Genomic DNA, 24,894 nt, shown 5'->3' on the forward strand with positions numbered 1-24,894 from the left:
AACAGAGCATGGCCAACTTCTTTATTCAGCGCCCGGTTTTTGCGTGGGTTCTTGCCATCATCCTGATGATTGCGGGCGGGCTGGCGATCCTGAAGCTGCCGATCGCCCAGTATCCCACCATTGCCCCGCCTGCCGTGGCGATCTCGGCGACCTACCCCGGCGCAGACGCGCAGACGGTGCAGGATACGGTGACCCAGGTGATCGAGCAGAACATGAACGGCATCGATAATCTGATGTACATGTCCTCCACCAGCGATTCGGCGGGCAGCGTGACCATCACCCTGACCTTCCAGTCGGGTACCGACCCGGATATCGCCCAGGTTCAGGTGCAGAACAAGCTGCAGCTGGCGATGCCGCTGCTGCCGCAGGAAGTACAGCAGCAGGGGATCGGCGTGGAGAAATCGAGCAGCAGCTTCCTGCTGGTAGCGGGCTTCGTCTCGGACAATAAGGACCTGAGCCAGGACGATATCTCTGACTATGTGGCCTCTAACGTCAAGGATGCCATCAGCCGCACCTCCGGCGTGGGGGATGTGCAGCTATTTGGCGCGCAGTATGCGATGCGTATCTGGCTGGATGCGAATAAGCTGAACGCCTATCAGCTGACGCCGCTGGACGTGATCAATCAGCTCAAAACCCAGAATAACCAGATTGCCGCCGGTCAGTTGGGCGGTACGCCGTCGGTGCCGGGCCAACAGCTCAACGCCTCGATCATCGCCCAGACGCGCCTGAAAACCGCCGAAGAGTTTGGCAACATCACCCTGAAGGTCAATCAGGACGGGTCGATGGTGCATCTGAAAGATGTGGCCCGGATTGCGCCCGGCGGTGAAAACTACAACATGGTGACCAAAATTAACGGCCAGGCGGCGACCGGGCTGGGGATCAAGCTCGCCACCGGTGCCAACGCGCTGGATACCGCTGCGGCTATCAAAAGCAAACTGGCGCAGCTGCAGACCTTCTTCCCGCAGGGGCTGAAGGTGGTCTACCCCTACGACACCACGCCTTTTGTGAAGATCTCCATTCATGAAGTGGTGAAGACGCTGTTTGAAGCCATTATTCTCGTCTTCCTGGTGATGTACCTGTTCCTGCAAAACCTGCGGGCTACACTGATCCCGACCATCGCCGTGCCGGTGGTGCTGCTGGGCACTTTCGCGATACTGGCGGCGTTTGGCTTCTCCATCAACACCCTGACCATGTTTGGCATGGTGTTAGCGATAGGTTTGCTGGTGGATGACGCCATCGTGGTGGTGGAGAACGTCGAGCGCGTGATGGTGGAGGAGAAGCTGCCGCCAAAAGAGGCAACGCAAAAATCGATGTCGCAGATCCAGGGGGCGCTGGTCGGTATCGCCATGGTGCTGTCGGCGGTGTTCATCCCGATGGCCTTTTTCGGTGGTTCTACCGGGGCGATTTATCGTCAGTTCTCCCTGACGATTGTCTCCGCGATGGCGCTTTCCGTACTGGTGGCGCTGATCCTCACCCCAGCGCTGTGCGCCACCCTGCTTAAAGCGCCGGGCGAGCATCATGAGCACAAAGGCGGCTTCTTCGGCTGGTTTAATGCCCTGTTCGACAGGAGCGTGGCGCACTACAGCAACAGCGTCAGCCATATTCTGCGTAAGACCGGCCGCTACCTGGTTATCTATGTCCTGATTGTCGGCGGCATGGCGGTACTGTTCCTGCGCCTGCCGACTTCGTTCCTGCCAGAAGAGGACCAGGGCGTCTTTATGACCATGGTGCAGCTCCCGGCGGGCGCCACCCAAACCCGCACTCAGCAGGTATTGGATCAGGTTGAGCACTATTATCTCACCACCGAAAAAGCCAACGTCGAGTCGGTCTTTACCGTTAACGGCTTCAGCTTCAGCGGCCAGGGGCAAAATGCCGGCGTGGCGTTTATCAGCCTTAAGCCCTGGGAGGAGCGCCCGGGTGCCGCTAACAGCGTTGGGGCCATCGTCAGCCGTGCCACGCGGGCCTTCAGCCAGATCAAAGATGGGCTGGTTTTCCCGTTTAACCTGCCCGCCATTATCGAACTGGGTACCGCGACAGGTTTTGACTTTGAGCTGATTGACCAGGCCAACCTGGGTCATAACCAGCTGACGCAGGCCCGAAACCAGCTGCTGGGCATGATCAAAGCCCACTCCGATCTGCTGGTTCGCGTGCGGCCTAATGGTCTGGAAGATACGCCGCAGTTTAAGCTGGATATCGATCAGGAAAAGGCCCAGGCGCTGGGGGTTAGCGTGTCGGACATCAACCAGACCATCTCTACCGCCCTGGGGGGGACCTACGTTAACGACTACATCGATCGTGGCCGGGTGAAGAAAGTTTATGTCCAGGCGGATGCGCAATTCAGGATGCTACCCGAGGATATCAATCGCCTGTATGTTCGCAGCGCCAGCGGTGAAATGGTGCCGCTTTCGGCATTCAGCCAGTCGCACTGGATCTACGGTTCGCCGCGCCTCGAACGCTATAACGGTACCCCGTCCATGGAGATCCTCGGTGAGGCCGCGCCAGGGAAAAGTACCGGTGAAGCGATGGTGTTAATGGAGCAACTGGCGGCGAAGCTTCCTACGGGTATTGGTTACGACTGGACGGGGATGTCATACCAGGAGCGGCTGTCAGGCAACCAGGCACCCGCCCTGTACGCCATCTCGCTGGTGGTAGTGTTCCTCTGCCTTGCTGCACTCTATGAGAGCTGGTCGATTCCGTTCTCGGTGATGCTGGTGGTGCCCTTAGGGGTGGTAGGTGCCCTGCTGGCCGCATCCCTGCGTGGGCTGAATAACGATGTCTATTTCCAGGTGGGTCTGCTCACCACTATCGGCCTGTCGGCAAAGAACGCCATTCTGATCGTCGAGTTTGCCAAGGACCTGATGGAGAAAGAGGGGAAAGGCATTGTTGAAGCCACGCTGGAGGCATCCCGCATGCGCCTGCGTCCGATCCTGATGACCTCGCTGGCGTTTATTCTCGGCGTGATGCCGCTGGTCATCAGCCACGGAGCTGGCAGCGGCGCGCAAAACGCCGTCGGTACCGGGGTGATGGGCGGCATGCTGTCGGCCACCCTGCTGGCTATCTTCTTTGTGCCGGTCTTCTTTGTGGTGGTTCGCAGACGCTTTACGCGTCATCAGGAACAGTAATCGATAAAGGCGCTTCGGCGCCTTTATTTATGATAATAAACAAAAAATTCGTTTTACCTATATATTCTTCTTATTAATTAGCACGCCAATGAATTGTTTGCTTGCGATTTTTAACTTGCACATTTAATCAATCCGCCTCCCTTATCTCTCCATAATTGGCATTAGTAAGAAGGATTCCTCCATCTTTTTTACAATCCAAATAATTTGAGATTATTCACTCTTCATGGCTGTTTTTAAGCGGTGGTAATATAGCCATCAGCTTTGCAGAAGACCTTACTGACTATATCGCAAAGTTAGATTTCATTTTGAGGTAACACCATGAAAAGATTCATTTCGGTTGCACTCCTTACCGCGTTACTTGCGGGCTGCGCGCACGACTCTCCGTGCGTACCGACATACGACGATCAAGGCCGACTGGTTCATACCAATACCTGTATGAAAGGGACCACACAGGACAACTGGGAAACTGCAGGGGCGATAGCCGGTGGCGCAGCAGCTGTTGCAGGCCTGACGCTGGGCATCATTGCCGTGTCTAAGTAATCCGGAAAGCGCGAATTCGTTCGCGCTTTTGCTTTTTCCGATTTAGGTTAATAAATAAACCTGCATTTACTCACATCTTTTTGCTGTTTTATTTTCTTTTCAATCCAGCGACGTGATGTTATTCACAGCTTGCTGACTTCTAATATTCACGCCATAAAACGCCCCTTAAATTCCTCTTTTCTAAATCAGACTTTTGCTCTGATTTGTGGCGCAGGTTGTAATTTCGCACCATTTCAGGGCGCTCGATTTAATTATCACTGTCTACACTCTGCTTTACGCGTTGCGTAATCGTTTATTACGTCAAATGCAAAACCTGGCATCGCGTTTGCTTTATTAACGTCGGCCACAGCCACAGACAGGTTAAAGCGTTTATAAGCGCTTCACTATAACGATAATTTTTCGCCACACAGGATGCATTATGAAAAAGATGATGATGGCCAGCCTCGCCGCTGCAGGTGTGCTTGTTGCAATGACCGGCCAGGCTCAGGCGGGTGCGACTCTGGATGCCGTTAAGCAGAAAGGTTTTGTGCAATGTGGGATCAGCGACGGTCTGCCGGGTTTCTCTTATGCAGATGCCAACGGTAAATTCTCCGGTATCGATGTCGACGTGTGCCGTGGCGTTGCTGCCGCGGTATTAGGCGACGACACCAAAGTGAAATATACCCCGCTGACGGCGAAAGAGCGTTTTACCGCCCTGCAATCCGGCGAAGTGGATATGCTGTCGCGTAATACTACCTGGACCTCGTCCCGTGATACCGGTATGGGCATGTCCTTTACCGGCGTGACCTATTATGACGGCATTGGCTTCCTGACCCACAATAAAGCAGGCCTGAAGAGTGCAAAAGAGCTGGATGGCGCGACGGTCTGTATTCAGGCAGGTACTGATACCGAGCTGAACGTCGCGGATTACTTCAAAGCCAACAACATGAAATATACGCCAGTCACTTTCGACCGCTCTGACGAATCCGCCAAAGCGCTGGAATCGGGCCGCTGCGACACCCTCGCTTCGGATCAGTCCCAGCTGTACGCACTGCGGATCAAGCTAAGTAATCCGGCAGAGTGGATCGTTCTGCCGGAAGTGATCTCCAAAGAGCCGCTGGGGCCGGTGGTACGCCGCGGAGATGAGGAGTGGAACTCGGTTGTGCGCTGGACGCTGTTTGCCATGCTCAACGCAGAAGAGATGGGCGTCAACTCGAAGAACGTCGATGAGAAAGCCGCCAATCCATCCACACCGGATATGGCCCACCTGCTGGGTAAAGAAGGGGATTACGGCAAGGATCTGAAACTGGATAACAAATGGGCGTACAACATCATTAAAAAGGTGGGGAACTACGCTGAGATCTTCGAGCGCAACGTCGGCTCTGAAAGCGCGCTGAAGATCAGCCGCGGTCAGAATAACCTCTGGAACAATGGCGGTATCCAGTACGCACCGCCAGTACGCTAAGCAGCTTGCTGTAACGGGCACTGCCGGTGCGGTGCCCAGTCCAGAGTCATGGTTACCCGAGGTTTTTTATGTTCCATCGCCGCTTAGCCCTGAAAGGAGCCCTCTCCTTTTCCAATCCTGCGGTTCGCGCCTGGCTGTTCCAGATCCTCGCCGTTCTCGCTGTCCTGGCCGTCGCGATCTACCTGTTCCATAACACGGTTATTAACCTGAGCACACGCGGCATTACTTCGGGCTTTGCCTTCCTTGACCGCAGTGCGGGATTTGGCATCGTTCAGCATTTAATTGATTACGATGAAGGGGATACTTACGGCCGCGTATTCCTGGTCGGCCTGATGAATACCCTGCTGGTCTCCGGGTTATGCATTGTTTTTGCTTCTCTGCTGGGCTTTTTCCTTGGGCTCGCTCGCCTGTCTGATAACTGGCTGCTGCGTAAGCTCTCCACATTTTATATCGAGACCTTCCGTAATATTCCGCCGCTACTGCAGATCTTCTTCTGGTATTTCGCCGTATTGCGCAACCTGCCCGGGCCACGTCAGGCGGTGGATGCGTTCGAGCTGGCTTTCTTAAGCAATCGCGGTTTGTATATACCAGCGCCGCAGATTGCCGAAGGGATGTTGGCGCTGCTGGCGGCTCTGGGATGTGTGGCGGTGGTCTCAGTCGGGCTGTTCCGCTACAACCGCATGCATCAGATGAAAACCGGGCAGCTACGACGCACCTGGCCTGTCACGCTGGCCTTGCTGGTGATCCTGTCGGGTCTGGCGCACGTGATTGTGGGCCCGGCGATGCACTGGGATGTGCCGCATTTACAGGGCTTTAACTTCCGCGGCGGCATGGTATTGATTCCGGAGCTGGCCGCTCTGACGCTGGCACTCTCGATCTACACCTCGGCCTTTATCGCAGAGATTATTCGCGCCGGGATCCAGGCCGTACCTCATGGTCAGCATGAAGCCGCCCGCTCACTCGGCCTGCCGAATCCGATCACGCTGCGTCAGGTCATTATCCCCCAGGCTCTGCGGGTCATCATTCCGCCGCTGACCAGCCAGTATCTCAACATTGTGAAGAACTCATCCCTCGCGGCTGCGATTGGCTATCCCGATATGGTTTCTCTGTTTGCCGGCACCGTCCTTAACCAGACGGGCCAGGCCATCGAGACTATCGCCATCACCATGTCGGTCTACCTGATTATCAGCCTGACCATCTCCCTGCTGATGAATATCTATAACCGTCGCATCGCCCTGGTTGAACGCTAAGGAACCATGATGACAAAAGCCGTCTTGTCTCACCCTGCGCGTCCGGCCACTACCGGCAACGGGCGCATTATTCTCTGGGCACGTAAAAATCTGTTCTCCAGCTTGAGCAACAGCCTGCTCACCCTGTTCTGCTTCTGGCTGATGTGGGAGCTGATCCCGCCGCTGCTCAACTGGGCGTTTCTGCAGGCTAACTGGGTCGGCACCACCCGCGCCGACTGTACGAAAGAGGGAGCCTGCTGGGTCTTTATTCATCAGCGCTTCGGCCAGTTTATGTATGGGCTCTACCCGCACGACCAGCGCTGGCGCATCAATCTTGCGCTGCTCGTCGGGCTGCTCTCCATTATCCCGATGTTCTGGAAAGGAATGCCGCAGCGGGGACGGTACATCGCCTGTTGGGCGGTGGTCTATCCGCTTATCGTCTGGTTCCTGCTGTATGGCGGGATGCTGGGACTTGAGCGGGTGGAAACCCGGCAGTGGGGTGGTCTGACGCTGACGCTGATCATCGCCTCGGTCGGGATCGCCGGCGCATTGCCATTAGGCATTTTGCTGGCACTGGGCCGCCGCTCAACCATGCCGGTCGTTCGCGTCCTCTCGGTGATTTTTATTGAGTTTTGGCGCGGCGTTCCGCTGATCACGGTGCTGTTTATGTCTTCGGTGATGCTGCCGCTGTTTATGGCGGAGGGCACTACCATCGACAAACTGCTCCGCGCCCTGTTTGGCGTCATTCTTTTTCAGTCTGCCTATGTGGCTGAAGTCGTACGCGGTGGGTTACAGGCGCTGCCTAAGGGCCAGTACGAAGCCGCCGAATCGCTGGCGCTGGGGTACTGGAAAACCCAGGGATTAGTGATCCTGCCGCAGGCGCTAAAGCTGGTGATCCCCGGGCTGGTGAACACCATTATCGCGCTGTTCAAAGACACCAGTCTGGTGATCATCATTGGATTATTCGATCTTTTCAGTAGCGTGCAGCAGGCTACCGTTGACCCGGCGTGGCTCGGTATGTCGACAGAAGGCTATGTTTTTGCAGCACTTATCTACTGGATTTTTTGTTTTAGCATGTCGCGCTACAGCCAGCATCTGGAAAAGCGCTTTAACACCGGGCGTACACCGCACTGAGGAACCTATGAGCCAGATAACTATGACCCCCGCTGACGCGATGATTACCCTGGATAATGTGAATAAGTGGTACGGGCAATTTCACGTTCTGAAAGACATTAACCTGAAAGTGAAACAAGGCGAGCGTATTGTTCTTTGTGGGCCTTCAGGCTCGGGTAAATCCACGACTATCCGCTGTATTAACCATCTGGAAGAGCATCAGCAGGGACGGATCGTTGTTGATGGTATCGAGCTGAACGATGATATCCGTAACGTGGAGCGTGTTCGCCAGGAAGTCGGCATGGTTTTCCAGCATTTCAATTTATTCCCGCACCTGACCGTGCTGCAGAATTGCACCCTGGCGCCCATCTGGGTGCGTAAAATGCCGAAAAAGGAAGCGGAGGCGCTTGCCATGCACTATCTGGAACGCGTACGCATTGCAGAACATGCCCATAAATTCCCGGGGCAGATCTCAGGTGGGCAGCAGCAACGCGTGGCGATCGCCCGCTCTCTGTGCATGAAACCTAAAATTATGTTGTTCGATGAGCCCACTTCAGCTCTGGATCCGGAGATGGTGAAAGAGGTGCTGGATACCATGATAGGGTTGGCAGAATCGGGAATGACAATGCTCTGTGTGACGCATGAGATGGGTTTCGCCAGAACCGTAGCGGATCGGGTGATCTTTATGGATCGCGGGGAAATCGTCGAGCAGGCACCGCCGGAAGAGTTCTTCTCCCACCCGAAATCAGAACGTACGCGCGCGTTTTTATCCCAGGTTATTCACTAAATACCCTGCCCGGTGGCGCTTTGCGCCCCGGGTCTGGCATTTTTATATCGCGCAAACGCAAAAAGGCCATCCTTTCGGATGGCCTTTTCACTTGTTTGATGTCTGGCAGTTCCCTACTCTCGCATGGGGAGACCCCACACTACCATCGGCGCTACGGCGTTTCACTTCTGAGTTCGGCATGGGGTCAGGTGGGACCACCGCGCTACAGCCGCCAGACAAATTCTTTTCTAAGCGCCGAACTTTAACCTAAAAACTGGTGCTGATACCCAGAGTCGAACTGGGGACCTCACCCTTACCAAGGGTGCGCTCTACCAACTGAGCCATATCAGCACACTTAATTTGATGCCTGGCAGTTCCCTACTCTCGCATGGGGAGACCCCACACTACCATCGGCGCTACGGCGTTTCACTTCTGAGTTCGGCATGGGGTCAGGTGGGACCACCGCGCTACAGCCGCCAGGCAAATTCTGTTGTTCACCCCGCCCGCAGGCGCAGTGACTAATCTGTATCAGCTGAAAATCTCTCAAATCCGCCGAAACAGCTTCGGCGTTGTAAGGTTAAGCCTCACGGTTCATTAGTATCGGTTAGCTCAACGCATCGCTGCGCTTACACACCCGACCTATCAACGTCGTCGTCTTCAACGTTCCTTCAGGACTCTCAAGGAGTCAGGGAGAACTCATCTCGGGGCAAGTTTCGTGCTTAGATGCTTTCAGCACTTATCTCTTCCGCATTTAGCTACCGGGCAGTGCCATTGGCATGACAACCCGAACACCAGTGATGCGTCCACTCCGGTCCTCTCGTACTAGGAGCAGCCCCCCTCAATTCTCCAGCGCCCACGGCAGATAGGGACCGAACTGTCTCACGACGTTCTAAACCCAGCTCGCGTACCACTTTAAACGGCGAACAGCCGTACCCTTGGGACCTACTTCAGCCCCAGGATGTGATGAGCCGACATCGAGGTGCCAAACACCGCCGTCGATATGAACTCTTGGGCGGTATCAGCCTGTTATCCCCGGAGTACCTTTTATCCGTTGAGCGATGGCCCTTCCATACAGAACCACCGGATCACTATGACCTGCTTTCGCACCTGCTCGAGCCGTCACTCTCGCAGTCAAGCTAGCTTATGCCATTGCACTAACCTCCTGATGTCCGACCAGGATTAGCTAACCTTCGTGCTCCTCCGTTACTCTTTAGGAGGAGACCGCCCCAGTCAAACTACCCACCAGACACTGTCCGCAACCCGGGTAACGGGTCTACGTTAGAACACCAGCCATTAAAGGGTGGTATTTCAAGGATGGCTCCACGCAGACTGGCGTCCACGCTTCAAAGCCTCCCACCTATCCTACACATCAAGGACCAGTGTTCAGTGTCAAGCTATAGTAAAGGTTCACGGGGTCTTTCCGTCTTGCCGCGGGTACACTGCATCTTCACAGCGATTTCAATTTCACTGAGTCTCGGGTGGAGACAGCCTGGCCATCATTACGCCATTCGTGCAGGTCGGAACTTACCCGACAAGGAATTTCGCTACCTTAGGACCGTTATAGTTACGGCCGCCGTTTACCGGGGCTTCGATCAAGAGCTTCGCGTTACCGCTAACCCCATCAATTAACCTTCCGGCACCGGGCAGGCGTCACACCGTATACGTCCACTTTCGTGTTTGCACAGTGCTGTGTTTTTAATAAACAGTTGCAGCCAGCTGGTATCTTCGACTGATTTCAGCTCCACCCGCAGGGGCTTCACCTACACATCAGCGTGCCTTCTCCCGAAGTTACGGCACCATTTTGCCTAGTTCCTTCACCCGAGTTCTCTCAAGCGCCTTGGTATTCTCTACCTGACCACCTGTGTCGGTTTGGGGTACGATTTGATGTTACCTGATGCTTAGAGGCTTTTCCTGGAAGCAGGGCATTTGTTGCTTCAGCACCGTAGTGCCTCGTCATCACACCTCAGCGTTAGTAAGGCTCCGGATTTACCTGGAACCTCCGCCTACATGCTTAAACCGGGACAACCGTCGCCCGGCCAACATAGCCTTCTCCGTCCCCCCTTCGCAGTAACACCGAGTACAGGAATATTAACCTGTTTCCCATCGACTACGCCTTTCGGCCTCGCCTTAGGGGTCGACTCACCCTGCCCCGATTAACGTTGGACAGGAACCCTTGGTCTTCCGGCGAGCGGGTTTTTCACCCGCTTTATCGTTACTTATGTCAGCATTCGCACTTCTGATACCTCCAGCATGCCTCACAGCACACCTTCGACGGCTTACAGAACGCTCCCCTACCCAACAACACATAGTGTCGCTGCCGCAGCTTCGGTGCATGGTTTAGCCCCGTTACATCTTCCGCGCAGGCCGACTCGACCAGTGAGCTATTACGCTTTCTTTAAATGATGGCTGCTTCTAAGCCAACATCCTGGCTGTCTGTGCCTTCCCACATCGTTTCCCACTTAACCATGACTTTGGGACCTTAGCTGGCGGTCTGGGTTGTTTCCCTCTTCACGACGGACGTTAGCACCCGCCGTGTGTCTCCCGTGATAACATTCTCCGGTATTCGCAGTTTGCATCGGGTTGGTAAGCCGGGATGGCCCCCTAGCCGAAACAGTGCTCTACCCCCGGAGATGAGTTCACGAGGCGCTACCTAAATAGCTTTCGGGGAGAACCAGCTATCTCCCGGTTTGATTGGCCTTTCACCCCCAGCCACAGGTCATCCGCTAATTTTTCAACATTAGTCGGTTCGGTCCTCCAGTTAGTGTTACCCAACCTTCAACCTGCCCATGGCTAGATCACCGGGTTTCGGGTCTATACCCTGCAACTTAACGCCCAGTTAAGACTCGGTTTCCCTTCGGCTCCCCTATACGGTTAACCTTGCTACAGAATATAAGTCGCTGACCCATTATACAAAAGGTACGCAGTCACACCACAAGGGTGCTCCCACTGCTTGTACGTACACGGTTTCAGGTTCTTTTTCACTCCCCTCGCCGGGGTTCTTTTCGCCTTTCCCTCACGGTACTGGTTCACTATCGGTCAGTCAGGAGTATTTAGCCTTGGAGGATGGTCCCCCCATATTCAGACAGGATACCACGTGTCCCGCCCTACTCTTCGAGTTCACAGCAAGTGTATCTTCGTGTACGGGAGTATCACCCTGTACCCTGCGACTTTCCAGACGCTTCCACTGACACACATGCTGATTCAGACTCCGGGCTGCTCCCCGTTCGCTCGCCGCTACTGGGGGAATCTCGGTTGATTTCTTTTCCTCAGGGTACTTAGATGTTTCAGTTCCCCTGGTTCGCTTCGTTAAGCTATGTATTCACTTAACGATAGTGTGACGAGTCACACTGGGTTTCCCCATTCGGAAATCGTCGGTTATAACGGTTCATATCACCTTACCGACGCTTATCGCAGATTAGCACGTCCTTCATCGCCTCTGACTGCCTAGGCATCCACCGTGTACGCTTGGTCGCTTAACCTCACAACCCGAAGATGTTTCACTTCATGATTGCGAAAATTTGAGAGACTCTGACACACCGCTTATCTGCTCTTATTACGGAGAACAGACACGGCGTGTCGTTTCAATTTTCAGCTTGATCCAGATTTTTAAAGAGCAAATATCTCAAACGTAACTCAGAGAGTTAGTTTTGAGATACTGATTGGTTGTGCCTTTCACTCACACCCAGCAAGTGGCGTCCCCTAGGGGATTCGAACCCCTGTTGCCGCCGTGAAAGGGCGGAGTCCTAACCGCTAGACGAAGGGGACACGATGTGTCGCGACTTCGCAGCCGTCTTGCTCGTTACTTTTCATCAGACAATCTGTGTGAGCACTGCAAAGGCAGGTTCTTTAAGGTAAGGAGGTGATCCAACCGCAGGTTCCCCTACGGTTACCTTGTTACGACTTCACCCCAGTCATGAATCACAAAGTGGTAAGCGCCCTCCCGAAGGTTAAGCTACCTACTTCTTTTGCAACCCACTCCCATGGTGTGACGGGCGGTGTGTACAAGGCCCGGGAACGTATTCACCGTAGCATTCTGATCTACGATTACTAGCGATTCCGACTTCATGGAGTCGAGTTGCAGACTCCAATCCGGACTACGACGCACTTTATGAGGTCCGCTTGCTCTCGCGAGGTCGCTTCTCTTTGTATGCGCCATTGTAGCACGTGTGTAGCCCTACTCGTAAGGGCCATGATGACTTGACGTCATCCCCACCTTCCTCCAGTTTATCACTGGCAGTCTCCTTTGAGTTCCCGGCCTAACCGCTGGCAACAAAGGATAAGGGTTGCGCTCGTTGCGGGACTTAACCCAACATTTCACAACACGAGCTGACGACAGCCATGCAGCACCTGTCTCAGAGTTCCCGAAGGCACCAAAGCATCTCTGCTAAGTTCTCTGGATGTCAAGAGTAGGTAAGGTTCTTCGCGTTGCATCGAATTAAACCACATGCTCCACCGCTTGTGCGGGCCCCCGTCAATTCATTTGAGTTTTAACCTTGCGGCCGTACTCCCCAGGCGGTCGACTTAACGCGTTAGCTCCGGAAGCCACTCCTCAAGGGAACAACCTCCAAGTCGACATCGTTTACGGCGTGGACTACCAGGGTATCTAATCCTGTTTGCTCCCCACGCTTTCGCACCTGAGCGTCAGTCTTTGTCCAGGGGGCCGCCTTCGCCACCGGTATTCCTCCAGATCTCTACGCATTTCACCGCTACACCTGGAATTCTACCCCCCTCTACAAGACTCTAGCCTGCCAGTTTCGAATGCAGTTCCCAGGTTGAGCCCGGGGATTTCACATCCGACTTGACAGACCGCCTGCGTGCGCTTTACGCCCAGTAATTCCGATTAACGCTTGCACCCTCCGTATTACCGCGGCTGCTGGCACGGAGTTAGCCGGTGCTTCTTCTGCGAGTAACGTCAATCACTGTGGTTATTAACCACAATGCCTTCCTCCTCGCTGAAAGTACTTTACAACCCGAAGGCCTTCTTCATACACGCGGCATGGCTGCATCAGGCTTGCGCCCATTGTGCAATATTCCCCACTGCTGCCTCCCGTAGGAGTCTGGACCGTGTCTCAGTTCCAGTGTGGCTGGTCATCCTCTCAGACCAGCTAGGGATCGTCGCCTAGGTGAGCCGTTACCCCACCTACTAGCTAATCCCATCTGGGCACATCTGATGGCAAGAGGCCCGAAGGTCCCCCTCTTTGGTCTTGCGACATTATGCGGTATTAGCTACCGTTTCCAGTAGTTATCCCCCTCCATCAGGCAGTTTCCCAGACATTACTCACCCGTCCGCCGCTCGTCACCCGAAGAGCAAGCTCTTCTGTGCTACCGCTCGACTTGCATGTGTTAGGCCTGCCGCCAGCGTTCAATCTGAGCCATGATCAAACTCTTCAATTTAAGTTTGATGCTCGTGAATTAAACTTCGTAATGAATTACGTATGTTCACTCAGAGACTTGGTATTCATTTATCGTCTTGCGACGTTAAGAATCCATGTCACTTTGAGTGCCCACACAGATTGTCTGATAAATTGTTAAAGAGCAGTGCAACGCGGCTTTCGCTCACCGTTGCGAGGTGGCGTATATTACGCTTTCCTCTTTCAGAGTCAAGCGTTTATTTTCGCTTTTCTCTTCAACCGACCCGGCTGTTTGTGTGAAGTGATTCACATCCGCCGTGTCGATGGAGGCGCATTATAGGGATCCCAGTTTTTAGCACAAGCATTTTTTCGATCTTTTCTGCCGACTGTTCTTTTTTCGTTCTTTTCGCCGAAATCCCACGCGATCCGCTCAAATAATGACGCAATTCTCCCTTGATCAAGCCGAATAATAGGATCACAGTCTTCTATATAGTGCTCATTAGTAGAGGTTGATATGTCCGCAGTACTCCGTCCCTATAAAGATCTTTTCCCTAAACAAGGCGATCGCGTCATGATCGACAGCAGTAGTGTGGTCATTGGCGATGTCCGAATGGACGATGACGTCAGTATCTGGCCCCTGGTCGCTATACGCGGCGATGTTAACTACGTCTCTATTGGCGCACGCACCAATATTCAGGATGGCAGCGTACTGCATGTCACCCATAAATCCTCTTATAACCCCGAAGGCAATCCACTGATCGTTGGCGAAGAAGTAACTGTCGGCCACAAAGTGATGTTGCACGGCTGCACGATTGGCAATCGCGTTCTGGTGGGTATGGGATCGATTTTGTTGGATGGGGTAGTAGTAGAAGATGAGGTGATGATTGGTGCCGGGAGTCTGGTGCCGCAAAACAAACGGCTGGAAAGTGGCTTTCTCTATTTAGGCAGTCCGGTAAAACAGATCCGCCCCCTGACGGAAGCGGAAAAGGAAGGTCTGAAGTATTCAGCCAATAACTATGTTAAATGGAAGAATGACTATCTGGATCAGCAGAGCCAGAACCATCCCTGATCGTCTTCTTCACCCGCGCGAATCACATCGCTGGCTTCTTCTTCCAGATCCCAGCGATGTTCGCGAAAAAGATCCAGTGGAAGACCGTCGCCAAAACGACGCACCAGCGTTGCCCCTTCAATAGCACACATCATTTGCATGCCATGCACCAGAGCGGGAAAACAGACGGCCAGGTTTTCATCGTCCCACGTTTCCCGATCCGGAAACTGGATCGCCTGATTCATACTGACAGTTCCTGTTTAAGCTTTTCAATAACCGGAGCTACTGCAGGCAATACACCGTGCCACAGCATTACGGCATGTGCGGCCTGCCCCACCAGCATCCCCAGCCCATCAGCGAGATGTTTTGCGCCTTGCTGTTCACACCAGTTCAGAAAAGGCGTTTTGCCCTTTTGGTAGAACATGTCATAGCAGTGAACCTGCGCGTTAACTAATGAAGAGGGAACGGCGGGAACGTCGCCAGCAATACCGCTTGAGGTTGCATTAATGATCAGATCAAATTCATGCCCGCTCAGGTCGTCCATGGCTACTGCGTGAATACTGCCGGTATGGGCAAACAGGGTGGCCAGCTCTACCGCACGGGAATAAGTACGATTGGTAATGGTCACTGCGCAATCCAGCGAGAGCAGCGGGAGGATCACCCCACGCGAAGCACCACCCGCACCGATCAGCAGAATACGTGCGCCAGGTTTGATAAATGACAGGCGTTCCAGATCGCTCAGTAAGCCAATACCGTCCGTGTTGTCCCCCAGAATCCGACCATCTTCAAGCCGCTTAAGGGTATTCACAGCGCCTGCCAGGGACGCACGCTCCGTTAACTCATCGGCGCGCTCGAATGCCTCCTCTTTAAAAGGCACGGTGACATTGGCCCCTTTTCCGCCACCAGCAAAGAAGCTATCCAGCGTCGTCACAAAGGCATCAACAGGCGCAAGCACACGACCATACGGGTGCTCGATCCGCAGCTGCTGCGCAAACTGCTGATGTATAAACGGTGACTTGCTGTGAGCGATTGGATTACCAAAAACGGCGTATGCTTCCATTTGATTACCCCTGGCGAAAACGTTCGCCGGTCAAAGCATCACGGATTTCTGACGGATTCAGGCGGCCACCGGTTTCACCGATAACCACAGGGAAATCGTCACCAAACTGCGCCAACACCTCTTCTGAAGTGCGGCACGGAGGCAAGCCCGTCAGATTGGCGCTGGTAGAGACCAGCGGTTTACCAAAACGATTACAGAGTTCGATCACCAATGGATGGTCTGTCACGCGAACGGCGAGTGAATCAAACCGTCCCGTCAGCCAACGCGGCGTTGTTGGCAGAGCCGGGAATACAAAGGTCACAGGACCCGGCCAGGCCGCAAAAATGGTCTCACGCTGCGCTGACGTCAACGTGGAGTCATCAATATAAGGTTTAAGCTGTTCGAAACTGGCAGCGATGAGAATCAGCCCTTTTTCAACCGGTCTCTGCTTGAGTGTTAACAGGCGCGTTACGGCAATTTCGCTGTCGGGATCGCATCCCACCCCAAAAACAGCTTCTGTTGGATAAGCGATGACGTCTTCGTTATTCAGTACGTCCACCGCATGCGCAATGGAGCCTGATTGCAGGTTATTATTCACTTTTTTGATCCGCCGAAACCGGCTTTCCACATTGTTTACTGGCGCAAAAAAGCTTCGTGCCTTGCGCCGTTTTCTTCTCGATAAGTAGCGGGTAGTGGCACTCAGGACAACTCCCCGCCACCGGTTTGAAATTGGTAACGAACTGACATTCAGGATACCGATTGCAGGAGTAGAATGTCTTACCATAACGTGAACGCCGTTGAACAAGATGGCCGCTGTCGCATTGCGGACAGGCTAAGGCTGTTTCATCGGGTTTATCAATTTGTTCAGTGTGATCGCATTCAGGATAGCGGCTGCAGCCGATAAACATGCCAAAACGGCCCTGACGTAGCGCCAGATCGCCGCCACATTGCGGGCATGCCTGTCCCTCCAGAACTTTAACAATATGCCCATCCGCCTGGCTTTTCAGGGGACGGACATAATCACAGTCTGGATAATGTGAACAACCGAGAAACGGCCCGTGCTTACCGGACCGGATAACAAGCTCTGCCCCGCACTGCGGGCAGGGCTCGTTTTTATGCACCGTAAATAGTGCTGATTTGGCCATAACAACTCTTGGTGCTGCATCGTGAATTAATGCAGCATACCTTCATTCACTTCAAAGAGTAATTCTTCCATTTGCTGATAGGCATTTTCACAGCCTGGAATGTTGAACAGAACCATCAGGATGACCCATTTCAGATCTTCCAGCTCAAATTCTGCCGTATCCAGCGCCATGACACGCTCTATCACCATTTCTCGCGTTTCGAGGTTTAGCACCTGAATCTGCTCAAGGAATAAGATAAATCCCCGGCAACTGGCATCCAGCCTTTCACACTCTTCAGCCGTATAGATGCGTACAGACAGCGGGTCGGAAATCAACTGCATCGGTTCGGCAAGGCCTTCCTGATAATCAGCCAATTTTTCCAGCCATATTAACGCGTTGTAAATATCTTCCCGTTCGAAACCTGCATCGGTAAGATCGCGTGTAAGTTTGTCCTGATCCACGCGTGCTTCAGCTTCGTTATGGATGTAAGTCTCAAACAAATACATGAGTACGTCGAACATGGCTTGCCCTCCTTAATCGGACATAGCCGCCGGGTACAGCTGCGATCCATCCTGCTAACTCCAGTTCGAGTAGCTGTGCTACCGTTACTGGCACAGGTTGGCCGGCACGTTCAGCGACAACGTCAACAGGTGTTACCTCATCTCCTACGTTAGCCAGGAGCTCAGGAAATGGCAATGCTACCTGGTCCTGATCTGATGAATAAAGCCAGTTTTCGGGATCCTCAGGCAACCAGTTAAGGCCATGTCGCAAACTTTCCAGAATATCGGCTGCCTCCGTCACTGGCGTGGCGCCTTGTTTTATTAGCCAGTGAGGACCTTCACATCCGGGATTTCCTATCGCGCCCGGCAGCGCAAAGACTTCACGTCCCTGTTCAAGTGCGCATTTCGCGGTAACGAGTGAACCGCTTCTTATCTGGGCTTCTATGACGAATACCCCCTGACTGAGGCCGCTAATGATGCGATTGCGCCGGGGGAAATTACCGGGCCAGGGGGATGTAGCAAGGGGAAACTCCGAAACTACGGCGCCACCGCTGTCAGCAAGGCGCGTGGCCAGCGAAGTATGCCGGCGTGGATAGACCTCTGATAAGCCATTCCCCAAAACCGCCACGCTTTTCCCCTTAACGGCGAGTGCGGCACGATGCGCGACTCCATCAATCCCGCATGCCAGACCACTGGTAATCGTAAGGCCCGCCTGGGCTAGCTGTTCGCAAAGAATCGTTCCCCAGCGCTCCCCGTACCAGGAGTGGGAACGACTGCCAACGACAGCCAGCTGCAGGCTCGACAGCGCCTGCACGTTCCCCCTGACGAAAAGTGCACCCGGATAGTCCGCAATTGCGCGTAGCTGGGCTGGGTACAGGACGCTATCTGCACATATCAGATGATGACCCGGCTCAGCCAACCACTGCATGCTGCGCTCAATTTCACGCGGCGAAAATGAAAAAAACCGCGTCTTTTGCTTTTGGGTCAGCCCCATTCCTGCCAGCACAGCGTCGTCAATATGGGTCTCGCGCTGCAGCTGCTGCGCTATTGCCACCATCTTATCGCCGTACAAATCCCCAATGCTTATGAGGCGTAACCATATCTCTGTGGATGTCATCCTTTCCCCTGCCACAAGCCGCTATAGCAATCTTTGCGATTGGTCACTGATGCTGTCAATCAGAGGGGGTTTTGTCTAGAATAGAGGGTATATTCTTATCAACTCCTGAACACGACTCTGGAAAAATATGGCAGTTTTGCAAGTGTTACATATCCCGGACGAGCGCCTTCGCAAAGTCGCCGAGCCGGTTAAAGAAGTGAATGCAGAAATTCAACGTATCGTCGATGATATGTTCGATACAATGTATGCCGAAGAAGGCATCGGTCTTGCGGCTACGCAGGTTGATATTCATCAGCGCATCATCGTGATTGATGTCTCCGAAAACCGTGAAGGACGCCTGGTATTAATTAACCCGGAATTACTGGAAAAAAGCGGCGAAACCGGTATCGAAGAAGGCTGCCTCTCTATTCCTGAGCAGAGAGCGCTGGTTCCTCGTGCAGAGAAAGTCAAAATCCGCGCGCTCGATCGCGACGGTAAGCCATTCGAACTGGAAGCGGACGATCTGCTGGCCATCTGCATTCAGCACGAGATGGATCATCTGGTTGGTAAACTGTTTATCGATTACCTCTCTCCACTGAAACAGCAACGCATTCGTCAGAAAGTAGAGAAACTGGATCGCATGCGCGCTCGCGCATAACGTGACCCCGGATACAAGGAATAACGTGTCTACATCACTACGTATCATCTTCGCAGGAACACCTGACTTCGCAGCGCGTCATCTGGACGCGCTGTTGTCGTCTGGCCATCAGGTTGTTGGCGTTTTTACTCAGCCCGATCGCCCGGCAGGCCGCGGTAAAAAATTGATGCCGAGCCCGGTTAAGGTGCTGGCAGAAGAACACGGCTTACCGGTGTTTCAGCCTGCTTCGTTACGGCCGCAGGAAAACCAGCAGCTGGTCGCTGATTTAAATGCGGATGTCATGGTGGTTGTGGCATATGGCCTCATCCTGCCAAAAGCGGTACTGGATATGCCGCGCCTGGGTTGCATTAATGTCCACGGCTCACTGCTTCCGCGCTGGCGCGGTGCGGCACCAATACAACGTTCGTTGTGGGCAGGGGATGCCGATACAGGTGTGACGATCATGCAGATGGACGTGGGTCTGGATACTGGCGACATGCTTTATAAGCTGTCTTGCCCGATTACTGCCGAAGACACCAGCGCTACGCTGTATGACAAACTGGCGGAGCTTGGGCCAAAAGGTCTAATTGAGACGCTGCAACAGCTGGCAGATAACCGTACTCAGCCTGAAGTCCAGGACGAAGCCCTAGTGACCTATGCCGAAAAGCTCAGCAAAGAAGAGGCTCGCCTCGACTGGTCACTTTCCGCTGCTCAGCTTGAACGTTGCATCCGCGCATTTAATCCCTGGCCAATGAGTTGGCTGGAGATAGACGGGCAGCCGGTGAAAGTCTGGCAGGCCTCCGTAATTGCCGGACAGGCAAGCGCCGCTCCCGGCACGATTATTGAAGCCAGCAAGCAGGGTATTCAGGTCGCAACTGTTGAAGGGATCCTGAATCTGGAATCCTTACAACCTGCAGGTAAAAAAGCCATGAGCGCGCAGGACCTTCTGAACTCACGCCGTGAATGGTTTACGCCTGGCAATAGTCTCGCCTGAGATCATCTCCATTTAAGGCCCGGTGTTTCCGGGCATTTTTATTTTTGCACTTATGAAAAAACAAAATTTACGCAGCCTTGCAGCACAGGCGATTGAGCAAGTGGTCGAACAGGGCCAATCACTGAGCAATGTCCTGCCACCGTTCCAGCAAAAAGTTTCCGATAAAGACAAGGCACTGCTTCAGGAGTTGTGCTTTGGCGTCCTGCGCACGCTGCCCCAGCTGGAGTGGCTGATCGGCAAACTGATGGCACGCCCGATGGCGGGTAAACAGCGCGTGCTTCACTATCTGATCATGGTCGGTTTCTATCAGTTACTGCATACCCGTATTCCGCCTCATGCTGCACTGGCCGAGACAGTAGAAGGTGCGGTTGCGGTAAAGCGCCCGCAGCTTAAAGGACTGGTTAACGGCGTGTTACGTCAGTTCCAGCGCCAACAGGATGAGTTGCTGGCTGAATTTGCCCGCTCGGAAAAACGCTTCCTGCATCCTGACTGGTTATTAAAGCGTCTGCAAAAAGCCTATCCGCAGCAGTGGGAAACGCTGATTGAGGCCAATAACCAGCGGCCGCCAATGTGGTTACGCGTCAACCGCAACCACCACTCTCGCGATGCCTGGTTGGCACTGCTGGAAGAAGCCGGGATGAGCGGATTCCCGCATCCGGATTATAGCGATGCGGTTCGTCTGGCCGCACCGGCGCCGGTGCATGCTCTTCCTGGATTTGAACAAGGCTGGGTTACCGTTCAGGATGCCTCCGCCCAGGGTTGTATGACCTGGCTTGAACCGCAAAATGGCGAGCGTATTCTCGATCTGTGCGCCGCACCAGGCGGCAAGACCACGCATATCCTTGAAGTCGCACCGCAGGCAAGCGTTATGGCCGTCGACGTTGACGAACAGCGTCTTTCCCGTGTTTATGAGAATCTCAAACGTCTGGGCATGAAGGCCGAGGTTAAGCAGGGCGACGGACGGACGCCTGCTCAGTGGTGCGGAGATGAGCAGTTCGACCGTATTTTACTGGATGCGCCTTGTTCCGCTACCGGAGTGATCCGCCGTCATCCGGATATTAAATGGTTACGCCGTGACCGGGATATCAATGAGCTGGCGCAGCTGCAGTCAGAGATCCTGGACGCCATCTGGCCACATCTGAAAACAGGTGGCACGCTGGTTTATGCTACCTGTTCCGTACTGCCAGAGGAAAACTGTCAACAGATCGCGGCGTTCCTGAAGCGTACGCCTGATGCCCGTCTGCATCTGACCGGTACACCAGAGCAGCCCGGCAAACAAAACCTGCCTGGGGCAGAAGAAGGCGACGGCTTCTTTTACGCTAAGCTAATCAAAGAGTGATGTTGATAACGGGTCACAAGATATGAAGATAATCATTCTGGGCGCGGGACAGGTGGGCGGAACGTTGGCAGAAAACCTGGTCGGTGAGAATAACGACATCACTATCGTTGATACCAATGGCGATCGTCTGCGCGGCCTGCAGGATAAATTCGATCTGCGCGTGGTTCAGGGGCATGGCTCTCATCCGCGGGTGTTACGTGAAGCCGGTGCTGATGATGCCGACATGCTGGTTGCTGTTACCAGTTCAGATGAAACCAATATGGTTGCCTGTCAGGTCGCCTATTCGCTATTCAACACTCCGAACCGCATCGCACGCATCCGTTCCCCGGATTACGTGCGTGACGCCGATAAGTTGTTCAATTCCGATGCGGTTCCTATCGATCATTTGATCGCGCCAGAACAGCTGGTTATCGACAGTATCTACCGGCTTATCGAATACCCGGGCGCGCTGCAGGTGGTGAATTTTGCGGAAGGCAAAGTCAGCCTTGCGGTGGTGAAAGCCTATTACGGGGGCCCATTAATTGGTAACGCGCTCTCCACCATGCGCGAACATATGCCGCATATCGATACCCGTGTTGCCGCGATTTTCCGTCATGACCGCCCTATCCGACCGCAAGGCTCTACCATTGTCGAAGCCGGGGATGAAGTCTTCTTTATTGCCGCATCGCAGCATATTCGTGCCGTGATGAGTGAGCTTCAGCGACTGGAGAAACCCTATAAACGGATCATGCTGGTCGGGGGCGGTAATATCGGTGCCGGTCTGGCTCGGCAGCTGGAAAAAGATTACAGCGTAAAATTGATCGAACGCGATCAGCAGCGTGCTTCTGAGCTGGCAGAAAAACTGCAGAATACGATCGTTTTCTATGGTGATGCGTCGGATCAGGAGCTGCTTGCCGAAGAACATATCGATCAAGTCGATCTTTTCATTGCGGTCACCAACGACGACGAAGCCAACATCATGTCAGCGATGCTGGCAAAACGGATGGGTGCGAAGAAGGTCATGGTGCTCATCCAGCGCAAAGCCTATGTCGATTTGGTGCAGGGAAGCGTTATCGATATTGCGATTTCCCCACAACAGGCCACCATTTCTGCCCTGCTGAGCCATGTACGTAAAGCGGATATCGTGGGGGTGTCTTCCCTGCGTCGTGGAGTTGCGGAGGCTATCGAAGCCGTGGCTCATGGCGATGAGAGCACGTCCCGCGTAGTTGGACGAACCATTGACGAGATCAAGCTCCCGCCGGGTACTATCATTGGTGCGGTAGTGCGGGGTAATGATGTAATGATCGCCAATGACAATCTGCGTATCGAGCAGGGCGATCACGTCATCATGTTCCTGACTGATAAAAAGTTTATTACCGACGTCGAACGCCTGTTCCAGCCAAGTCCTTTCTTCCTGTAATACCAGAAAGGTGCTGTTATCAGCACCTTTTCTTTTTAACCCAATAATATGTAAGGGTTATATTTCTGTGACGCATGTCTCTCTTCAATGGCAATCCGCTAATGATTTGTTAAACTTGTATCTGTCAGCTGGCACAAGGAGAACATAATGAGTTTTATTAAAGAGTTTCGCGAATTTGCGATGCGCGGAAATGTAGTGGATTTGGCTGTGGGTGTAATTATTGGTGCAGCGTTTGGTAAGATCGTTTCATCACTGGTTGCCGATATCATCATGCCCCCACTCGGACTATTGATTGGCGGGATTGATTTCAAACAATTCGCCATAACCCTGCGTGAAGCCCAGGGTGATATACCTGCGGTAGTCATGCACTACGGCGTGTTTATTCAGAACGTATTTGATTTTGTGATTGTTGCTTTCGCCATCTTCATGGCTATTAAGCTCATCAACAGATTGAACCGTAAGAAAAAAGAAGAACCGGCTGCGCCTGCAGCTCCATCGAAAGAAGAAGTGTTGCTGACTGAAATTCGTGACTTACTGAAAGCGCAGACCAACCGCACTTTGTAAGACTCTGAAAGCAAGAAGGCCAGTGGTAAGAAAGCGATTTGCTTGCTTGCCACTGGCCTCCCAGTTACCCCGTTTTGCATGTTTAGTTTTACGCAGATAACTTCCTTTCCCTTTCTTATTCTTCTCAATCCGCTGCCTGAATAAAGGATCATGTAATAATGCTTCGATAGCGTTATCGTTGATTTGACCTTTCTTATGCTGATAATGGCTCATAATTTCTCCGGTATAATGTAAATCGACGCAAGTGTAGAAGTCGTTGGCAATAAAATCAACAGCCGTGCGCTCCTCCATTTGCACCTTGTTCAAGTGTTTCAAGGATGGAGCAGTAAACGCTGCTGTGCGCAGTGCCACAACAGGCATCATTCAGCCGCTGCAGAGACAGACGCATCGTCTGTAACTCTTCAATGCGCGCTTCGACTTCACTCAGCCTCGCCTGCACAATGCTTTTTGATTCCTGGCAGGTATGATGTTCAGGATCGATGCGGATCGACAACAGCTCGCGGATCGATTCCAGGGTAAATCCCAGCTGTCGGGCATGGCGAATAAATTTCAGACGCTGAAGATCCTTATCGGTATACAGCCGAAAGCCCCCTTCAGTGCGTACCTCATGCTCCATCATCTGCTGCTTTTCGTAATAACGAATGGTGTCAGGCGTGACGTCAGCCAGCTTCGCAATTTCACCAATACGATACATCATTAGTCCTCACTCATTTTTTGCGCTAACCGATCAGCGTAGTCGCCGTGCAGGAATTCTGTACTCACGCCCGCCTGTCGAAGCTTAAGCTCGAGAAGCGTGAGACGACGGCTGTACTCCATGTGCTCGGCAGAGCCCTGACTGACCGTATTGAGTAATTGGGTAAGCTCAACCGCCTCTTTACGCTGCTCAAGCTCTGGTGGCAGGCAACCTGCATTTTTCAACATCCGATAGCCTGCCCGCAACTCAGGAGGAACATGTGAATCATCGTCCAGTATCAGCGGTTGGCCACTTCCGGGCAGGTTATCAAATTCGCCCTGGCGTTGGGCATCAAGAATGTGTCGTTCTGCCCACTGGTCGAGTAACCACATAGCAAAACTCCGCAGAGAATGGAAAGAATATAACTATTGTAGGAAAGTGGGGATCCAGCAGATATAAAAAAACCCGCCGGGGCGGGTTTTTTTACGTTACTACAGATTACTCTGCAGCAGCTTCTGCTTTCTCTGAACGATCAACCAGCTCGATGTAAGCCATCGGCGCGTTGTCGCCTGCACGGAAGCCACACTTCAGAATACGAGTGTAACCACCGGCACGGCTCGCGAAACGCGGGCCCAGTTCGTTAAACAGTTTTGCCACGATCTCGTTATCACGAGTACGGGCGAATGCCAGACGACGATTAGCAACGCTGTCAGTCTTGGCAAGAGTAATCAGCGGCTCAACTACGCGACGCAGCTCTTTCGCTTTAGGCAGGGTCGTCTTGATGATTTCATGACGAACCAGTGAACCTGCCATGTTGCGGAACATAGCCTGGCGATGGCTGCTGTTGCGGTTCAGTTGACGACCACTCTTACGATGGCGCATGACCTTATCCTTCTCAGTAAAACCTTAACCTGTG

Annotated in this window: 22 protein-coding genes, 2 tRNA genes and 4 rRNA genes; 12 read left to right on the top strand and 16 right to left on the bottom strand. The window is 53.3% G+C overall.

Going from position 1 to position 24,894, the window contains the following annotated elements:
- Positions 1 to 8 precede the first annotated feature (8 nt).
- The 6 genes from ACP4QI_RS20040 to ACP4QI_RS20065 all read left to right on the top strand — a co-directional run bounded on the left by ACP4QI_RS20040 (position 9) and on the right by ACP4QI_RS20065 (position 8,235).
- On the top strand, positions 9 to 3,122 hold the full coding sequence (locus ACP4QI_RS20040) for an efflux RND transporter permease subunit (RefSeq protein WP_426495731.1): 3,114 nt from the start codon (positions 9 to 11) through the stop codon (positions 3,120 to 3,122).
- A 318-nt stretch (positions 3,123 to 3,440) separates the two neighbouring features.
- Positions 3,441 to 3,662, top strand: coding sequence for a lipoprotein (locus ACP4QI_RS20045; RefSeq protein ID WP_142487310.1), 222 nt, complete (start codon positions 3,441 to 3,443; stop codon positions 3,660 to 3,662).
- 418 nt (positions 3,663 to 4,080) lie between these two features.
- A complete protein-coding gene (locus ACP4QI_RS20050; protein ID WP_142487311.1) occupies positions 4,081 to 5,106 on the top strand; it encodes an amino acid ABC transporter substrate-binding protein in 1,026 nt (341 codons plus the stop codon).
- A 68-nt stretch (positions 5,107 to 5,174) separates the two neighbouring features.
- Complete coding sequence (locus ACP4QI_RS20055; RefSeq protein ID WP_156264753.1) at positions 5,175 to 6,356, top strand: amino acid ABC transporter permease; 1,182 nt, start codon at positions 5,175 to 5,177, stop codon at positions 6,354 to 6,356.
- 9 nt (positions 6,357 to 6,365) lie between these two features.
- Positions 6,366 to 7,469, top strand: a complete 1,104-nt coding sequence (locus ACP4QI_RS20060; RefSeq protein ID WP_426495805.1) for an amino acid ABC transporter permease — start codon at positions 6,366 to 6,368, stop codon at positions 7,467 to 7,469.
- Positions 7,470 to 7,476: 7 nt separating this feature from the next.
- Positions 7,477 to 8,235, top strand: coding sequence for an amino acid ABC transporter ATP-binding protein (locus ACP4QI_RS20065; protein ID WP_032614613.1), 759 nt, complete (start codon positions 7,477 to 7,479; stop codon positions 8,233 to 8,235).
- 100 nt (positions 8,236 to 8,335) lie between these two features.
- On the opposite strand, the gene rrf (ACP4QI_RS20070) is transcribed toward ACP4QI_RS20065, so the two are convergent.
- From rrf (ACP4QI_RS20070) to ACP4QI_RS20095, 6 genes are all read right to left on the bottom strand, one after another.
- Positions 8,336 to 8,451: ribosomal RNA gene (rrf, locus tag ACP4QI_RS20070) — 5S ribosomal RNA — on the bottom strand.
- A 38-nt stretch (positions 8,452 to 8,489) separates the two neighbouring features.
- Positions 8,490 to 8,565, bottom strand: a tRNA-Thr gene (locus ACP4QI_RS20075).
- 14 nt (positions 8,566 to 8,579) lie between these two features.
- A 5S ribosomal RNA gene (gene rrf / locus ACP4QI_RS20080) occupies positions 8,580 to 8,695 on the bottom strand.
- A gap of 92 nt (positions 8,696 to 8,787) precedes the next feature.
- Positions 8,788 to 11,693, bottom strand: a 23S ribosomal RNA gene (locus ACP4QI_RS20085).
- A gap of 211 nt (positions 11,694 to 11,904) precedes the next feature.
- Positions 11,905 to 11,979, bottom strand: a tRNA-Glu gene (locus ACP4QI_RS20090).
- A gap of 87 nt (positions 11,980 to 12,066) precedes the next feature.
- Positions 12,067 to 13,608 (bottom strand): 16S ribosomal RNA (locus ACP4QI_RS20095).
- The 16S, 23S and 5S rRNA genes sit together here with 2 tRNA genes alongside, the layout of an rRNA operon.
- 471 nt (positions 13,609 to 14,079) lie before the next feature.
- On the opposite strand from ACP4QI_RS20095, the gene ACP4QI_RS20100 reads away from it, so the two are divergent.
- Positions 14,080 to 14,634, top strand: coding sequence for a gamma carbonic anhydrase family protein (locus ACP4QI_RS20100; protein ID WP_142487315.1), 555 nt, complete (start codon positions 14,080 to 14,082; stop codon positions 14,632 to 14,634).
- Here ACP4QI_RS20100 and ACP4QI_RS20105 read toward each other — a convergent pair.
- From ACP4QI_RS20105 to dprA, 6 genes are read right to left on the bottom strand one after another with little or no spacing between them, the layout of a single operon-like run.
- Positions 14,610 to 14,858: a DUF1488 family protein gene (locus ACP4QI_RS20105; protein WP_285131654.1), complete on the bottom strand. Its 249-nt coding sequence runs from the start codon at positions 14,856 to 14,858 to the stop codon at positions 14,610 to 14,612. The two genes, ACP4QI_RS20100 and ACP4QI_RS20105, sit on opposite strands and share 25 nt — an antisense overlap.
- Positions 14,855 to 15,673: a shikimate dehydrogenase gene (gene aroE / locus ACP4QI_RS20110; protein WP_426496013.1), complete on the bottom strand. Its 819-nt coding sequence runs from the start codon at positions 15,671 to 15,673 to the stop codon at positions 14,855 to 14,857. Before aroE ends, ACP4QI_RS20105 begins: the two co-directional genes overlap by 4 nt.
- Before the next feature lie 4 nt (positions 15,674 to 15,677).
- Entirely contained in the window at positions 15,678 to 16,250 is a 573-nt protein-coding gene (gene tsaC, locus ACP4QI_RS20115) for an L-threonylcarbamoyladenylate synthase type 1 TsaC (RefSeq protein ID WP_426496014.1), read from the bottom strand.
- Positions 16,243 to 16,797, bottom strand: a complete 555-nt coding sequence (locus ACP4QI_RS20120) for a DNA topoisomerase family protein (protein ID WP_142487319.1) — start codon at positions 16,795 to 16,797, stop codon at positions 16,243 to 16,245. The genes tsaC and ACP4QI_RS20120 overlap by 8 nt, the downstream gene beginning before the upstream one ends.
- A 26-nt stretch (positions 16,798 to 16,823) precedes the next feature.
- The gene (gene smg / locus ACP4QI_RS20125; RefSeq protein ID WP_142487320.1) at positions 16,824 to 17,297 is read right to left on the bottom strand and encodes a DUF494 family protein Smg; all 474 of its coding nucleotides are present in this window, start codon (positions 17,295 to 17,297) and stop codon (positions 16,824 to 16,826) included.
- A complete protein-coding gene (dprA, locus tag ACP4QI_RS20130; RefSeq protein ID WP_285131657.1) occupies positions 17,269 to 18,393 on the bottom strand; it encodes a DNA-protecting protein DprA in 1,125 nt (374 codons plus the stop codon). The genes smg and dprA overlap by 29 nt, the downstream gene beginning before the upstream one ends.
- A 127-nt stretch (positions 18,394 to 18,520) precedes the next feature.
- Here dprA and def point away from each other — a divergent pair, with 127 nt between their 5' ends.
- From def to mscL, 5 genes are all read left to right on the top strand, one after another.
- Complete coding sequence (gene def / locus ACP4QI_RS20135; protein ID WP_142487322.1) at positions 18,521 to 19,030, top strand: peptide deformylase; 510 nt, start codon at positions 18,521 to 18,523, stop codon at positions 19,028 to 19,030.
- A 25-nt stretch (positions 19,031 to 19,055) separates the two neighbouring features.
- Complete coding sequence (fmt, locus tag ACP4QI_RS20140) at positions 19,056 to 20,003, top strand: methionyl-tRNA formyltransferase (RefSeq protein WP_142487323.1); 948 nt, start codon at positions 19,056 to 19,058, stop codon at positions 20,001 to 20,003.
- A gap of 52 nt (positions 20,004 to 20,055) precedes the next feature.
- Entirely contained in the window at positions 20,056 to 21,342 is a 1,287-nt protein-coding gene (gene rsmB, locus ACP4QI_RS20145) for a 16S rRNA (cytosine(967)-C(5))-methyltransferase RsmB (RefSeq protein ID WP_426496015.1), read from the top strand.
- A gap of 22 nt (positions 21,343 to 21,364) precedes the next feature.
- Entirely contained in the window at positions 21,365 to 22,741 is a 1,377-nt protein-coding gene (gene trkA, locus ACP4QI_RS20150; RefSeq protein ID WP_142487325.1) for a Trk system potassium transporter TrkA, read from the top strand.
- Positions 22,742 to 22,888: 147 nt separating this feature from the next.
- Positions 22,889 to 23,305 (top strand): large-conductance mechanosensitive channel protein MscL, encoded by a 417-nt coding sequence (gene mscL, locus ACP4QI_RS20155; RefSeq protein ID WP_142487326.1) that lies wholly within the window; start codon positions 22,889 to 22,891, stop codon positions 23,303 to 23,305.
- Here the strand turns inward: mscL and ACP4QI_RS20160 are convergent.
- From ACP4QI_RS20160 to rplQ, 4 genes are all read right to left on the bottom strand, one after another.
- On the bottom strand, positions 23,273 to 23,518 hold the full coding sequence (locus ACP4QI_RS20160; RefSeq protein WP_142490029.1) for an alternative ribosome-rescue factor A: 246 nt from the start codon (positions 23,516 to 23,518) through the stop codon (positions 23,273 to 23,275). The two genes, mscL and ACP4QI_RS20160, sit on opposite strands and share 33 nt — an antisense overlap.
- Positions 23,519 to 23,573: 55 nt before the next feature.
- Positions 23,574 to 23,999, bottom strand: a complete 426-nt coding sequence (zntR, locus tag ACP4QI_RS20165) for a Zn(2+)-responsive transcriptional regulator (protein ID WP_142487327.1) — start codon at positions 23,997 to 23,999, stop codon at positions 23,574 to 23,576.
- A gap of 2 nt (positions 24,000 to 24,001) precedes the next feature.
- Positions 24,002 to 24,370, bottom strand: coding sequence for a DnaJ family domain-containing protein (locus ACP4QI_RS20170; RefSeq protein ID WP_285129331.1), 369 nt, complete (start codon positions 24,368 to 24,370; stop codon positions 24,002 to 24,004).
- Between the two features lie 106 nt (positions 24,371 to 24,476).
- Positions 24,477 to 24,860, bottom strand: coding sequence for a 50S ribosomal protein L17 (gene rplQ, locus ACP4QI_RS20175; RefSeq protein WP_001216368.1), 384 nt, complete (start codon positions 24,858 to 24,860; stop codon positions 24,477 to 24,479).
- Between the last annotated feature and the right edge of the window lie 34 nt (positions 24,861 to 24,894).

Source organism: Leclercia sp. TB492, assembly GCF_049974505.2.
Lineage (GTDB): Bacteria > Pseudomonadota > Gammaproteobacteria > Enterobacterales > Enterobacteriaceae > Enterobacter > Enterobacter adecarboxylatus_C.

Bases quoted from the DNA above. Each gene is read 5' to 3' on its own strand.
- ACP4QI_RS20040 (WP_426495731.1), top strand. From the start codon at position 9: ATGGCCAACTTCTTTATTCAGCGCCCGGTTTTTGCGTGGGTTCTTGCC.
- ACP4QI_RS20045 (WP_142487310.1), top strand. From the start codon at position 3,441: ATGAAAAGATTCATTTCGGTTGCACTCCTTACCGCGTTACTTGCGGGC.
- ACP4QI_RS20050 (WP_142487311.1), top strand. From the start codon at position 4,081: ATGAAAAAGATGATGATGGCCAGCCTCGCCGCTGCAGGTGTGCTTGTT.
- ACP4QI_RS20055 (WP_156264753.1), top strand. From the start codon at position 5,175: ATGTTCCATCGCCGCTTAGCCCTGAAAGGAGCCCTCTCCTTTTCCAAT.
- ACP4QI_RS20060 (WP_426495805.1), top strand. From the start codon at position 6,366: ATGACAAAAGCCGTCTTGTCTCACCCTGCGCGTCCGGCCACTACCGGC.
- ACP4QI_RS20065 (WP_032614613.1), top strand. From the start codon at position 7,477: ATGAGCCAGATAACTATGACCCCCGCTGACGCGATGATTACCCTGGAT.
- ACP4QI_RS20100 (WP_142487315.1), top strand. From the start codon at position 14,080: ATGTCCGCAGTACTCCGTCCCTATAAAGATCTTTTCCCTAAACAAGGC.
- ACP4QI_RS20105 (WP_285131654.1), bottom strand. From the start codon at position 14,858: ATGAATCAGGCGATCCAGTTTCCGGATCGGGAAACGTGGGACGATGAA.
- aroE (WP_426496013.1), bottom strand. From the start codon at position 15,673: ATGGAAGCATACGCCGTTTTTGGTAATCCAATCGCTCACAGCAAGTCA.
- ACP4QI_RS20120 (WP_142487319.1), bottom strand. From the start codon at position 16,797: ATGGCCAAATCAGCACTATTTACGGTGCATAAAAACGAGCCCTGCCCG.
- smg (WP_142487320.1), bottom strand. From the start codon at position 17,297: ATGTTCGACGTACTCATGTATTTGTTTGAGACTTACATCCATAACGAA.
- dprA (WP_285131657.1), bottom strand. From the start codon at position 18,393: ATGACATCCACAGAGATATGGTTACGCCTCATAAGCATTGGGGATTTG.
- def (WP_142487322.1), top strand. From the start codon at position 18,521: ATGGCAGTTTTGCAAGTGTTACATATCCCGGACGAGCGCCTTCGCAAA.
- rsmB (WP_426496015.1), top strand. From the start codon at position 20,056: ATGAAAAAACAAAATTTACGCAGCCTTGCAGCACAGGCGATTGAGCAA.
- trkA (WP_142487325.1), top strand. From the start codon at position 21,365: ATGAAGATAATCATTCTGGGCGCGGGACAGGTGGGCGGAACGTTGGCA.
- mscL (WP_142487326.1), top strand. From the start codon at position 22,889: ATGAGTTTTATTAAAGAGTTTCGCGAATTTGCGATGCGCGGAAATGTA.
- ACP4QI_RS20160 (WP_142490029.1), bottom strand. From the start codon at position 23,518: ATGAGCCATTATCAGCATAAGAAAGGTCAAATCAACGATAACGCTATC.
- zntR (WP_142487327.1), bottom strand. From the start codon at position 23,999: ATGTATCGTATTGGTGAAATTGCGAAGCTGGCTGACGTCACGCCTGAC.
- ACP4QI_RS20170 (WP_285129331.1), bottom strand. From the start codon at position 24,370: ATGTGGTTACTCGACCAGTGGGCAGAACGACACATTCTTGATGCCCAA.
- rplQ (WP_001216368.1), bottom strand. From the start codon at position 24,860: ATGCGCCATCGTAAGAGTGGTCGTCAACTGAACCGCAACAGCAGCCAT.